General features: G+C 63.7%; 13 protein-coding genes. 7 read left to right on the top strand and 6 right to left on the bottom strand.

Features of this window, described 5'->3' with window-relative positions; genetic code table 11:
* The first annotated feature begins 22 nt into the window (after positions 1-22).
* From FBY10_RS12405 to FBY10_RS12420, 4 genes are all read left to right on the top strand, one after another.
* Positions 23-1,063: an alpha/beta fold hydrolase gene (locus FBY10_RS12405; RefSeq protein ID WP_131699830.1), complete on the top strand. Its 1,041-nt coding sequence runs from the start codon at positions 23-25 to the stop codon at positions 1,061-1,063.
* A 47-nt stretch (positions 1,064-1,110) separates the two neighbouring features.
* Positions 1,111-1,224 (top strand): DUF2569 family protein, encoded by a 114-nt coding sequence (locus FBY10_RS32150; RefSeq protein ID WP_145336407.1) that lies wholly within the window; start codon positions 1,111-1,113, stop codon positions 1,222-1,224.
* Positions 1,225-1,437: 213 nt separating this feature from the next.
* Positions 1,438-2,664 (top strand): MFS transporter, encoded by a 1,227-nt coding sequence (locus FBY10_RS12415; RefSeq protein ID WP_145336409.1) that lies wholly within the window; start codon positions 1,438-1,440, stop codon positions 2,662-2,664.
* 11 nt (positions 2,665-2,675) lie between these two features.
* A complete protein-coding gene (locus FBY10_RS12420; protein ID WP_145336411.1) occupies positions 2,676-4,064 on the top strand; it encodes a PLP-dependent aminotransferase family protein in 1,389 nt (462 codons plus the stop codon).
* Here the strand turns inward: FBY10_RS12420 and panB are convergent.
* Entirely contained in the window at positions 4,052-4,867 is an 816-nt protein-coding gene (gene panB, locus FBY10_RS12425; RefSeq protein WP_131699834.1) for a 3-methyl-2-oxobutanoate hydroxymethyltransferase, read from the bottom strand. The two genes, FBY10_RS12420 and panB, sit on opposite strands and share 13 nt — an antisense overlap.
* Before the next feature lie 164 nt (positions 4,868-5,031).
* Between panB and FBY10_RS12430 the strand changes: the two genes are divergently transcribed.
* Positions 5,032-5,193 (top strand): DUF2986 domain-containing protein, encoded by a 162-nt coding sequence (locus FBY10_RS12430; RefSeq protein WP_082340928.1) that lies wholly within the window; start codon positions 5,032-5,034, stop codon positions 5,191-5,193.
* 1 nt (position 5,194) lies between these two features.
* On the opposite strand, the gene FBY10_RS12435 is transcribed toward FBY10_RS12430, so the two are convergent.
* A complete protein-coding gene (locus tag FBY10_RS12435; RefSeq protein WP_145336413.1) occupies positions 5,195-6,406 on the bottom strand; it encodes a YeeE/YedE family protein in 1,212 nt (403 codons plus the stop codon).
* Positions 6,407-6,710: 304 nt separating this feature from the next.
* Between FBY10_RS12435 and FBY10_RS12440 the strand changes: the two genes are divergently transcribed.
* Entirely contained in the window at positions 6,711-6,890 is a 180-nt protein-coding gene (locus FBY10_RS12440; RefSeq protein WP_131699836.1) for a DUF1289 domain-containing protein, read from the top strand.
* 9 nt (positions 6,891-6,899) lie between these two features.
* Here FBY10_RS12440 and FBY10_RS12445 read toward each other — a convergent pair whose 3' ends face one another.
* Positions 6,900-7,697 carry a DNA/RNA non-specific endonuclease gene (locus FBY10_RS12445; protein WP_131699837.1) on the bottom strand — a complete coding sequence of 266 codons (798 nt, stop codon included), beginning with the start codon at positions 7,695-7,697 and terminating at the stop codon, positions 6,900-6,902.
* 156 nt (positions 7,698-7,853) lie between these two features.
* Between FBY10_RS12445 and FBY10_RS12450 the strand changes: the two genes are divergently transcribed.
* Complete coding sequence (locus FBY10_RS12450) at positions 7,854-8,915, top strand: SDR family oxidoreductase (protein WP_145336416.1); 1,062 nt, start codon at positions 7,854-7,856, stop codon at positions 8,913-8,915.
* On the opposite strand, the gene FBY10_RS12455 is transcribed toward FBY10_RS12450, so the two are convergent.
* From FBY10_RS12455 to FBY10_RS12465, 3 genes are read right to left on the bottom strand one after another with little or no spacing between them, the layout of a single operon-like run.
* On the bottom strand, positions 8,912-9,931 hold the full coding sequence (locus FBY10_RS12455) for a sensor histidine kinase KdpD (protein WP_145336418.1): 1,020 nt from the start codon (positions 9,929-9,931) through the stop codon (positions 8,912-8,914). The two genes, FBY10_RS12450 and FBY10_RS12455, sit on opposite strands and share 4 nt — an antisense overlap.
* 8 nt (positions 9,932-9,939) lie before the next feature.
* Entirely contained in the window at positions 9,940-11,415 is a 1,476-nt protein-coding gene (locus FBY10_RS12460; protein ID WP_145336420.1) for an ATPase domain-containing protein, read from the bottom strand.
* Positions 11,412-11,846 carry a hypothetical protein gene (locus FBY10_RS12465; protein WP_131699841.1) on the bottom strand — a complete coding sequence of 145 codons (435 nt, stop codon included), beginning with the start codon at positions 11,844-11,846 and terminating at the stop codon, positions 11,412-11,414. The genes FBY10_RS12460 and FBY10_RS12465 overlap by 4 nt, the downstream gene beginning before the upstream one ends.
* Positions 11,847-11,904 lie beyond the last annotated feature (58 nt).

Consider the following 11,904-nt stretch of genomic DNA (forward strand, 5'->3'; position numbering starts at 1 on the left):
CATATCAAGGACGATAACAACAGTGAAAAACGCCCTCGCCTCCCTGCTATTGCTGTGCCTGACGGCTCCCGCCGTCGCCGCCGAAAACCCGGTCGGTTTCAAGACCGTCACCCTGCCCGATGCGCAAAACAACCGACCACTCGAACTGGTCGTCTGGTACCCCGCTACCACCACCGCCAAAGCCACGCTGATCGCCGACAGCGCGGTGTTCATCGGTGCCCTCGCCGTGCCCGACGCGCCGCCGGCTGCCGGTGAGCATCCGCTGGTGGTGCTCTCCCACGGTTATGGTGGTAACTGGGGCAAGCAGGTGTGGCTGGCCAGTGCGTTGGCGCATCAGGGCTACATCGTCGCGGCGGTCAACCACCCCGGCACCACCACAAAAGACCGCAACCCACAAACCGCCGCGCGGTTATGGCAACGTCCGGCCGACCTGAGCCGCGCGATTGACGCGGTGTTGGCCCAGCCGAAGCCATTTGGCGCGGTCGCGAATGGCCAGATTGCCGCCGTGGGCCATTCCCTTGGCGGCTGGACCGTGCTGGAAATCGCCGGGGCGCGCTTCGACCCCGATCTGTTCAGCCGCGACTGCAGCGCCCACCCCAAGCTTGGCGGTTGCATGGGTTACCAGGAGATGAACCCCGCCGGCACGCCAGCCGGCAAGGCCCGGTTGGCCGCCGATTTAAGCGACAAACGCGTCACCGCCATCGTGTCCTTGGACCTGGGCCTGTCGCGCGGCTTCACCGACGCCAGCCTGGCTGCATTGCCGGTACCGGCGCTGGTGATTGCGGGGGGCGTGCCGTCGGAGGATATGGACCCGCAGTTGGAGTCCGCCGACATGGTCAAGCGGCTGCCTGAAGCAACGACGAAGTACGTGGAGATCGCCGATGCCACGCACTTCAGCTTTATGTCGATCTGCAAGCCGGGAGGCATGGCGCTGATTGAGGAGAGTTCGCCAGGCGACGGCATGATTTGCCGCGATGGCGAGGGGGCTCGGCCGAGGGCGGTGATTCAGCAGCAGGTGGTGGGGCTGATCAGTGAGTTTTTACACCGATCGTTTCGACAGTAAAGCCGCCGTCGACCTTAGAGCCCGTGGCGCGACACGGCTCACTATTTATGGTGTCCACCTCTATCTGGGTCCCCTACATACTGTTCTCTAAAAGGGTCCAGGCAACGTTTGTACAACACCGACCGGTTGAGGCAGAAACGCCTGACCCCGTCAGCCTTTGACGCGGTAAGCATCGAGCGCCTGCCGGATGACCGGCAGGCTGCCCGAAGCGATGCCGCTGAAATACGCAGCCCAACCCCGTCACATCGATAGCACTGATGATTACTATCGAACCGCTCGCCTATGGGGTGACCAAGCCCGATTCCTATAATCGCCTCCCAGTTCTTCCCCTTCGCCTGGCCTCAGGCGACATCCCCCCCTTGGAATCCAGCATCATGCCAAGCGCCCTCCAGGCCCCCAGCGGCCGTCCTGAACATAATCAACAAAGCGTGAAACAGCAGTGGCTGGCGATTCTCTCGGTCGCGGTGGGCGCTTTCGCCCTGGTGACCAGTGAGTTTCTGCCGGTGGGTGTACTCAACGACGTCGCCGCCGACCTCGGTATCAGTGCTGGTCACGCCGGGCTCATGGTGACGCTGCCGGGCATCATGGCTGCCCTCGCCGCGCCGTTCCTGTCGGTGAGCATTGGTGCCATGGACCGCCGTTACCTGCTGATCGGCCTGACGCTGATCATGATCATTGCCAACTCAGTCGTAGCCTTTGCCAGTGACTTCAACCTGCTGCTGTTCGGCCGCGTATTGCTGGGCATCAGCATCGGCGGGTTCTGGGCTACGGCGATTGCCCTCAGTGGGCGCCTGGCGCCCAAGGGTGTGGACGTCGCGAAGGCCACCTCGATCATCATGATGGGCGTGACCCTGGCCACCGTGCTCGGCGTGCCCGTGGGCACCTGGCTCAGCGGCTTGATGGGCTGGCGCATGACGTTCCTGGTCACCGCGCTGCTGGGCGTGCCGGTGCTACTGGCGCAGGTGTTCCTGCTGCCTCGTCTCACGCCGGAGAAGGCCATTCGCATCAGTGACCTGCCGGCGTTGTTTATCAACCCTCAGGCGCGGGTCGGGTTGATCGCGGTGCTGTTGATCGGCCTGGCGCACTTTGCGGCCTACACCTATGTCGCGCCCTTCTTCAAATACAGTTCCGGCTTCGACGGGCCGACGATTGGCTCGCTGCTGCTGCTCTTCGGCGTAGCCGGGGTGTTCGGTAATATCTTTGCCGGTTTCGCCGCCAACCGCAGCGTGCGCCACACCCTGTTGCTGGTGGCGCTGATGATCGGCACCAGCACCGCGCTGTTCCCCCACTTCGCCACGGGGATGACCGGCGCAGCGATGCTGATCGGGCTGTGGGGCTTCGCCTTCGGCGCCTTCCCGGCCTGTGCCAGTATCTGGATGTTTGTGGTGGCGCCCAAGGATGTCGAACGCGGCATGCCGCTGTTCGTCGCCTTGTTCCAGGTGATCATTGCCTTGGGTTCGTTCTTCGGCGGGCAGATCGTCGACCAACTGGGCAGCTCGGTTCTGTTGAACCTGGCCACGGCACTGGTGGGCTGCGGTTTTGTTACAGTGCTGGTACTGGGGCGCAACATCAGTAATAGCCTCGCGGCCCAGCCTGGCTAAACCGAGGGACCATGAATACCGCCAACGCCGCTTCTTTCGCCTATCAGGCGGTGTACCGCTACCTTGTCGAGTTGATCGAGGCGAGCCCTTCGGCAGGCGAACGCCAACTGCCGTCCCTGCGCCAGTTGGCCCGGCGCCTGGGCGTGTCGGTGTCGACCACCAAGTACGCCTATGCGCTGCTGGAGGATGAGGGGCGTGTCCAGGCCAGGCCCAAGCGTGGCTATTTCACCCGGGCCATGCCGGCGCCGCTGTTGAGCGAAGGTTCGCCTGATTTGCTCGACCAGGTGTTCGCCAACGCCCGCCAGCCGGGCATGCTGGCCCTGAGCAGCGACGCCCCGGCGATGCTGCTGTCATTGGAAAACCCGCTGTTGATGATGGAGCGCGAACTGGCCCGCCAGTATCCGCGCTCCCCGACGCCGCTGTACCTGCCGTTCGGCGAGCCCGAGCTGCGTGCGGCGCTGGCCGCGCGCTACACCCAATCCACCCACCACTATTGGCAGGCCGAACAGGTGTATATCGGCTCGGACCTGCACAGCGTGCTGGACCTGTCGCTCAGCGCCCTGGCGTTGCGTGGCACGCTGGCGCTGGTGGAGTCGCCGTGTTCGTGGGCGGTGCTGCGTCAGTTGCAGGCGGCGAATATCCGCGTGATTGAAATGCCCCTCGGCGCGGACGGGCGCTTCGACCTGCCCGCCTTCCAGGCACTGCTCGAGCGGGAGCCGATCCGCCTGGCGGTGCTGTCATCCAGTGTGAACGTGCCCCAGGGCGGCGTGATGCCGGCGCAGGATAAACAGCAGATCTGCCGCTGGCTGGCAGAGCGGGACATCTGGCTGTTCGAAAACGACACCTACGGCGAGCTGTGTTTCGAGCCGCCCGCCGCCCGCTATCGCGACTTTGCCGACCCGCAGAAACTGCTGGTGTTCTCGACCTTCGACAAGGTGATCGGCGCGGAGGCGCCCTACGCTTATGTGCTGTGTCGCGGGCAAGGGCCGCAGTTGCAGCGGGTGTTCCTGGAGCGTGGGTTTCGCCTGTCGCCGACCCGCCAGAAAGCGATCGCCAAGCTGTTCACCTCCGGGCGCATCGACCAGCACCTGCTGATGCTGCGCGCGGCCTTGCGGGAACGGATGACGCGCATGAAAGCCCTGCTGGAAACGCACGGCGAGTGGGACGTGGTCGAACCCCATGGCGGCGCGAGTTTCTGGCTGGAGGCCAGGTGCCCGGTCGACATGGGACAGGTGTTCGAACGCCTGCTGGCCCAGCGCGTCGTGATCGCTCCGGGGCAGTTGTTCAGCCCGCACGGCAGCTGGGCGCAGCATGTGCGCCTGAGCTACACCCTCGACTGGAGCAAGGATATCGCCCAGGCCGTGCAACTGTTGGCCCAGGCGATCCGTCAAAGCCCGTAGCAGTGCCGCGCTTCGGGGAAGCGGCCGTGACGCACGTCGTCGGCAAACCGCTCGCACGCGTCGCGGATCACCGCGCCGACATCGGCGTACTGTTTGACGAAACGCGGCAGGTGCTCGCCACCCAGGCCCAACAGGTCTTCGGTGACCAGCACCTGGCCGTCGCAGGCCGGTGAGGCGCCGATGCCGATGGTGGGCCTGTCCGAGTTCTGGGTAATCTGCCGCGCCACGCCTTCGGCCACCCCTTCCAGCAGCAGGCTGAAAGCGCCCGCCTCCAGGTTGGCGCGGGCGTCTTCGGTAATCACGGCGCCGGTTTCAGCCGTGAGGCCCTGGGCCTTGAACCCACCCATCACGTTGACGAACTGCGGCATCAGCCCCACGTGCGCCATTACCGGAATACCACGCGCCACCAGGAACGCCACGGTGCCCGCCAGCGCCTGGTTGGCTTCCAGCTTGACCGCATCGCAGCCGGTGCGCGCCAACACCTGGGCGCAATTGCGGAACGCCTGTTCATGGGATTCCTGATAGCTGCCAAATGGCATGTCGGCAATCACACAGGCCAGGCGCGTGCTGTCGACCACGGCGCGGGTGTGGCCGATGATTTCTTCGAGCTGCATGCTCAAGGTCGACGGCCGGCCATAGCCGACCATGGCCGTGGAGTCACCGACCAGAATGAAGTCCACCAGCGGATCGATCAGCTTGGCGATGGAACTGGTGTACGCCGTGAGGGAGACGATTTTCTGCTGGCCTTTCATGGCGACCAGTTGAGGCACGGTCATGCGTTTGGTACGGGTGTGGAGGCTCATGGTGTCTTCCCTATAGCGTTCGATACTCGGGGGTTGCGGGGCCCGAGTATTGGCGAAAGACACGGCGATTCAATGCACAGATCGGCGCTAAAAAGCGACCCAGGCAGCAGTCGCGGTTTTTTAAGCTGGTATCATCCGCGCACGTACACGCCAGGTAACAACCCATGAATCGCCAGAAAAAACTGCAACAGCTGTTCAAGGCCAAAGCCAAAAAGGCCAGCGCCAAATTGGCACCGAAATCCAAGGATAAGTACATCAGCAAGGCCGAGCGGGAAAAGCTGGCGACTGAGGCCGCTCAGGCGCCAGACATTTCCCCTGAGGATTAACTCAGCAACCGCTCAGCGCTTCGGGCCGGCGCTCACCGGCGAAGAAGAACGGCCGCAGGCGCACGCCCACGCCGTTGCCGATAAACGCCGCCACCAGCCACACCCAGCCATGCAGGCTGCCCGAGGCGATGCCGCTGAAGTACGCGCCGATGTTGCAGCCGTAGGCCAGGCGCGAGCCGTAGCCGAGCAGCAGGCCGCCGATCACTGCCGCCACCAGCGAACGCGCCGGGATCTTCAGGCTGGGGGCAAAACGCCCGGCCAGGCCGGCGGCCAACAGCGCACCGAGGACGATGCCGATGTCCATGACGCTGGTGATGTCTTCCCACACCGGCGCAGCCAGGGCCTTGGCGTTGCCCGGCATTTGCCAGAACGCCCAACTGGCCACGTCCACACCCAACCCGCTTGCCACCTTGGCGCCCCACAGCGCGAACGCCGAGGTAATCCCCCACGGCCGCCCGGCCAACGCCAGCGTGGCGTAGTTGAGCAGCGCCAGGCCAATCGCGCCCCACACCAAGGGCCATGGCCCGCGCAGGAAGCGGCGCAAGCCTTTATGTTCGCTGGTCACGCCTTCCTCAAGCTGGCCGTGGCGGCGCTTTTCCAGGCGCACGGTGACGGCCGCGATGAGCGCAAACATGGCCAGGCTGGCGAGCAACGCCGGCACCACGCCAAAGCTCTTGACGATGGACACCGCCGGGAATGCCGGCAACGCAAACCACCAGTCCACATGGTGGGTGGCGATCAGCGAACCGCAGATAAAGAACAACAAGGTCACCAGCATGCGCGCATTACCGCCGCCCACCGTGAACAACGTGCCCGAGGCACACCCGCCACCCAACTGCATGCCGATGCCGAAAATAAACGCACCGAACACCACCGACACCCCGGCCGGCGCCACCAGCCCGACCACCGGCTGCCCGAACAACGTGCCCGCCCCCAGCGCCGGGAAAAACAGCAGCACCGCCAGCGCGAGCATTACCATCTGCGCCCGCAAGCCAGCGCCCCGGCGATCATTGATGAACACGCGCCAGGCGGAGGTAAAGCCGAAGGCGGCGTGGTAAAGGGTCAAGCCCAGTGCAGCGCCGACCACCAGCAACAGCACCTGGCGCGAACCGACGCTGCTTTGCAGGAACAGGGCGCCCAGCACCAGGATGATAAAGGCCACCAACGGCGCGACAGGCTTGCGCGCGGGGGTGAAAGGGAGAGAGGTGCTCATGGGGTATCTCGGTTTGTTTGAAGGGGGGATTGCGAACGGGCGAGTATAGCCTGTGGGAGTTGTCGGGCTTAAGTGAGGCTGCGATAGCGGTGTGTCAGGCAACATATAGGTTGGCACTGCCGCCGTCATCGCAGCCTCGCCAGGGTTCGACAACGCCCACATTGGCCGTCACTGTGGCTGAGCACTGCGCCGGCCGCGCCATGTCAGTCATCGTCCCCCTGGCAACGACCACAACCTGGAATCAGCCTATGTGCATATACTCGCGGGCAGGGTGCGCCCCTTTACCCCATCTCCAGGTGACCTCTTGGCTAAAGACATCGAAAACCCATGCGTCTCCACTTGCCAGCTCAGCGGCGACCTGTGCGTCAGCTGTGGGCGCAGCAAGGACGAGATCCGCAAGTGGAAACGCATGAAACGCCCCGAGAAAATGGCCGCCGTGCAACGCGCGACCCAACGCTTGAAAGCGTTGAAAAAAACCAAGTAAGCCGCTTGATCAGGAGCGCCCAACCGACCCTGACACCGGAAGATTGCCCAGCAATTTGAGCCCGGTGCTTTTCACGAAGGTGGCGTAGTCCATCGGCTTCTGGATGCGCGTTTCGGCGTTGGGCAGCACGTAGGCCCAGGCGCGCTGGCTGGAGGCGTCGTACACCAGCTTGAACAGGCGCGTCGGCACCCAGACCTTGTTGTCGCCGATGGTGCTGTAGCCTGGGTCGAACAGCGGCCCGGTGAACACATACACGTCACCGCCCGCGCGCACCGCGAACTTGCGTACGTCGGCCTCGACCTTGCTCCAGATCTTGCGGTTGTTGGTGGGGTCTTGGGGCACCATGTTCGACAGCGCAAAGGACTGGGCCATGGCCCGGGCATTGGGTGCGTCGGCGGCCGGGGCCTGGTGGCCACGGTCCATGGCCGGGTGCTGGCTGCGGTAGTCGCTCAGCTCCGCGCGGCCGCTTTTGGGAATGCGCGGGTCGGCGTAGAACTGGTTGGTGCGCTCCTCGCCTTTGGCATTTTTCAACTGCGCGGTGTTCAGGCGTTCGACCACCACCAGTGGGGTCTTGCTGGTTTGTGAGTAAAGCACCGCAAACGTCTCGGAACACAGCGCCAACGGCTTCATCGACGCCGGGACGGTGGCCGTCTTGATCGGGGCAGCGCCAGGGAAGAGATCGGCGCAGCCATCGAATGAGGCACGTTGCTCGGTGGGGGTGTAAGGGTTGGCCAGACTGCGGGCGTCTACAGCGCTGGAAAACAAAACAAGGGCCGACAGCCCGACTGCGATGGTGCGTAGGTACATGCTTTAAATCTTATGGTGAGGGTAACGGATGAGCGCGAATGTTCGTGCGGGGCTTATGGACCCTGATTCGTGTGTTTGGTGCCGCGAGCCTCACGGATAAGGTTGAACCTCTCCTACACCCAGGGGCTCAGAACCCTACATCCTCGGGAGAAACCTATGACCCAGACCGCACTCGTCGTGGGCGCCAGCGGCATCGTTGGCAGCGCCATCACCCAGTTACTGCTCGAACACCAGTGGCACGTTGCAGCCCTGTCCCGTCAGCCCTCGCAGGTGCCAGGCGTGATTCCGGTCGCCGCCGACTTGCAGGACCCGGCATCGCTGCAACAGGCCCTGGCCGATCTGAAACCCACCCATGTGTTCATCACCACCTGGTCACGCCAGGCCACCGAAGCCGAGAATATACGCGTCAACGCCGCCATGGTGCGCAACGTGCTGGACGCCGTGCGCCCCGCCGGGAGCGTGCAGCATGTGGCGCTGGTCACCGGCTTGAAGCACTACCTCGGGCCGTTCGAAAACTATGGCAAGGGCAGCCTGCCGCACACCCCGTTCCGCGAAGAACAAGGCCGCCTGGACGTGGAAAACTTCTACTACGCCCAGGAAGACGAAGTGTTCGCCGCCGCAAAAAAGGACGGCTTCACCTGGAGCGTGCATCGCCCGCACACCGTCACCGGCGTGGCGGTGGGCAATGCGATGAACATGGCGACCACCCTCGCCGTCTACGCCAGTGTCTGCAAACACACAGGTCGCGCGTTTGTATTCCCAGGCTCCCGCGTGCAATGGGACAGCCTCACGGACATGACCGATGCGCGGCAGTTGGCCCAGCAACAGTTATGGGCGGCCACCACGCCCGCTGCCGCCAACCAGGCCTTCAACGTCACCAATGGCGATGTGTTCCGCTGGAAGTGGATGTGGGGCCGGATTGCCGATTACTTCGGCGTGGCAGCGGCCGACTTCCCGGCCTCGCCCTCGCCGCTTGAGACGCAAATGGCCAATGACCAGGCCGCCTGGCGCCAGATCGCTGCGGAGCATGGACTGAAGGAGGCCGAGATGGATCGGCTGGTGTCGCCGTGGCACACCGACGCCGACCTGGGCCGGCCCATTGAGGTGGTCACGGACATGTCCAAGAGCCGGAAGATGGGCTTTACCGCTTACCAGGCCAGCGATCAGGCGTTCTTCGAGGTGTTCGACCAACTGCGCGCAGCGCGTTTGATCCCTTAATCCATCAGGGGCAGCGTCACCACAAATTCGCTGCCCTTGCCATGCCCCTCGCTCATGCCCGTCACGCTGCCGCCGTGTGCCTCGACCAGTTCACGCACCACCGTCAAGCCGATGCCCAGGCCGGCGCCGTTGAAACCGACGGCGTGAACATCCTGCACATAAGGGTCGAAAATAAACGGCAGGGCCTGGGCGGTGACGCCGATGCCGTTGTCGCTGATGCTTATCCTCAGCATCCCGGCCTGCGCGGTACAGAACACCTTGATGCGCCCGCCGATGGGCGTGTACTTGGCCGCGTTGGCCAGCAGGTTATGCAGAATCTGCGCGAGCCGCCCAGGGTCGCCGTTGATGCTCAAACTGGCGTCGGGAAGCTCGACATCCAATTGCTGCTGACGCTTGACCATCACAGGGCTGCAGGCGTCGATCGCGGCGTTGAGGATGCGCAGCATATCCACCTGACGGCGGTTGATACGCAACTTGCCGGTGCTGGCGCGGGACACATCCAGCAGGTCATCGACCAGTTGGGAAATATGCTGGACCTGCCCCTCGATCAGCTCACGCATGCGCGGCAACTGGTCGCTCGGCAACCTGACCATACGCTCGGCGATCAGGCTGATCGGCGTCAGCGGGTTGCGCAGCTCATGGGCGACCATGGCGAGAATGTTTTTCTGCTGGCCCAACGCTCGCTCGGCTGTTGCCTGCAGGTCCTGGGCGCTGAGCGCCGCGATCACCAGTTGCGCGTTGGCCTCACGCAGTTCCTGGTAGAGGTGCTGCTCCTCCTGAGGAGGTCCCGCGACGGCGTCCGATTGCGCCAGCAGTATCGCCAGCACCAACTGCTGGTTGGCCTCGATCAGTTGCTCGACGTGCTGGGAGTCCACCAGGCGGCTGCTGGCGTCACTCAGTTGTTGCTGTAATGCCGCCAGTACCGCGCGGGCCTCAACCGTTTTCTGGCCGAGCAGGAAGAGTTCATGAGCGGCACTGGCCACTTCACGCTCGTCCTGTCCTTCGCCTTTACTCATGGCTCAGCTCAACCATTTTCGTCTCCCGCGCCCTGCGCGTGCGGATGCAATGCGGTTGGCCGCCCGCCGAGCAACCCTTCCTGGTCCGCAAGCCTTTCACCGATCTGCAGGCCATCGTCATTGATGTGGTATTGGCGCAGCTCATCGGAGTGCGCGCTGGCACGCACCTTGACCACGGCCATGATCCTCAGCAAGCGGCTGCGCACCTCAATGTAGCGCTGCACAATGATCGCATCGGTAAGGAACGCGGTGCCGTAAGGGCTGAAACGCAGGTCGGTGTAGCGGTCTTCAAGCTCCGAGGTCATCAATACGCTGACCCCGGCACTGGTCAGCGCCGTGACCATGCGCGACAGCGACTCACGGAAGTCCGCGCGAAAGGTCGGCGCCAGGGCCAGCTCGAAGCCCGACAGCGAATCGATGACCACGCGCGTGGCGTTCAGGCGGCGAACCTCGCTGAGCAGCAGGTGGACGATTTCATCAATGGACAAGTCAGGTGCGCGGCTGTCTACCAGACCGACTTGCCCACTGTGAATCAGGTTGGCCAGGGTGGCGTTCTGTGAGTGGTTAGGGCGCTGCTCGAACACTGCGATAACGCCGGTTTCACCCTGGCGCGCGCCTTCGGCGAGGAAGGTCGCCGCCAGGATGCTTTTGCCCGACCCCGAGGGCCCGGCCACCAGCAGCGAGTAGCCCCTGGGCAGCCCGCCACCGAGCATCTCGTCCAGGCGTGGCACGCCCATTTTCAGGCGTTGGATAGGCCGCGCCATCGGCGCCTCGACCGGGTTGAACGCGGCAGGCGCGAACACCTTGATGCCCGAGCTGGCGATACGAAAGGTGTGCAGCCCCGGCAATGTCGGCTGACCGCGCATCTTCATGATTTCCATCTTGCGCACCATCGAATTGCGCTCGACGCTCTGGCGCAGCCAGATCAAGCCATCGGCCACGGTGAAGATAGGGTTGGTGTCGGTTTCGGTGGAGTACTCACCGATCAAGAAGGTCGTCGCCTGCCACGTCGTCATCAACATGCCCAGTTGCTGGACGAACTGCGGCAAGTTGTTGTTGGGGTTGTGCTGCGTCTGGCTGGCCAGCACCACCGAGCGGAAGGAGTCGACAAACACCAGCGACGGCGAATGAGCCTCCACCTCGCTGACAATGCGCCGCAGCACTTCGTCCAGGTTGCCGGCCAGTGTGTCGTCGGCCAGGTTGATATAGCGGATCGACTGGTTGATCGCCTCGCTGTCGAAAAAATCGAACTGCTGCTGATAACGCAGCATCTTCAGCGGCGGCTCGCCCAGTACGGTGAAAAACAGTGCAGGCCGCTCCGGCGTCGCAAGGGCAAACATCATTTGATGCGCCAGCGTGGTCTTGCCGCAGCCAGGCGGGCCCGCAATCAGGTTGAACGAAAACTCCGGCAATCCTCCGCCCAGCACCTCGTCCAGTCCTGGCACGCCGGTGGCCAGGCGGTTGATAGTTACTTTGGTGCTCATGGCGATTGTTCCTGGGAAGGGGTGTCGCTCAAGGAGGGCTCCCACACGTCGCGCAGCAAACGGGCGGTCAGCGAAGGCCCGATCAGCGTGGTCAGCAACGTGTAGAAAGTGGTCAGCAGTACTTCACCGAAGAACAGCGCATCGGCTTCAGTCTGCTCGATCAATAGGGCTTTGAGATCGCTCAGGTCGGGCGCCGCCTGCACGCGGTCGTAGGTGGCGGACAGGCGCGAATGGGTCTGGACGCTCAAGCGCAGGCTGCGACGCAGCAGCGCCACAGCACCTTGCTGCCCGATAATGGGCGTGAGTACTGCGTCGATATCCTGCAGGATCGAAACAATCGCCTCAGCGATGCTTGCAGGGTCAGCGGTAGGGCCAACACGGTGCGCCAGAGAAGCTACGATCTGGCGGCTCTCTTCGCTTAGCGTGGACATGACGGGCTTATATCCGATGAGTTGACACTGATCGTACACCCTATCGTGCCAGCCCGAC

It is taken from the genome of Pseudomonas sp. SJZ103, from assembly GCF_007828335.1.
Classification (GTDB): domain Bacteria; phylum Pseudomonadota; class Gammaproteobacteria; order Pseudomonadales; family Pseudomonadaceae; genus Aquipseudomonas.

What these genes read in the sequence shown, in the direction of transcription:
- FBY10_RS32150 (WP_145336407.1), top strand. Translation starts at nt 1,111, where the DNA reads ATGGTGTCCACCTCTATCTGGGTCCCCTACATACTGTTCTCTAAAAGG.
- FBY10_RS12415 (WP_145336409.1), top strand. Translation starts at nt 1,438, where the DNA reads ATGCCAAGCGCCCTCCAGGCCCCCAGCGGCCGTCCTGAACATAATCAA.
- FBY10_RS12420 (WP_145336411.1), top strand. Translation starts at nt 2,676, where the DNA reads ATGAATACCGCCAACGCCGCTTCTTTCGCCTATCAGGCGGTGTACCGC.
- panB (WP_131699834.1), bottom strand. Translation starts at nt 4,867, where the DNA reads ATGAGCCTCCACACCCGTACCAAACGCATGACCGTGCCTCAACTGGTC.
- FBY10_RS12430 (WP_082340928.1), top strand. Translation starts at nt 5,032, where the DNA reads ATGAATCGCCAGAAAAAACTGCAACAGCTGTTCAAGGCCAAAGCCAAA.
- FBY10_RS12435 (WP_145336413.1), bottom strand. Translation starts at nt 6,406, where the DNA reads ATGAGCACCTCTCTCCCTTTCACCCCCGCGCGCAAGCCTGTCGCGCCG.
- FBY10_RS12445 (WP_131699837.1), bottom strand. Translation starts at nt 7,697, where the DNA reads ATGTACCTACGCACCATCGCAGTCGGGCTGTCGGCCCTTGTTTTGTTT.
- FBY10_RS12450 (WP_145336416.1), top strand. Translation starts at nt 7,854, where the DNA reads ATGACCCAGACCGCACTCGTCGTGGGCGCCAGCGGCATCGTTGGCAGC.
- FBY10_RS12455 (WP_145336418.1), bottom strand. Translation starts at nt 9,931, where the DNA reads ATGAGTAAAGGCGAAGGACAGGACGAGCGTGAAGTGGCCAGTGCCGCT.
- FBY10_RS12460 (WP_145336420.1), bottom strand. Translation starts at nt 11,415, where the DNA reads ATGAGCACCAAAGTAACTATCAACCGCCTGGCCACCGGCGTGCCAGGA.
- FBY10_RS12465 (WP_131699841.1), bottom strand. Translation starts at nt 11,846, where the DNA reads ATGTCCACGCTAAGCGAAGAGAGCCGCCAGATCGTAGCTTCTCTGGCG.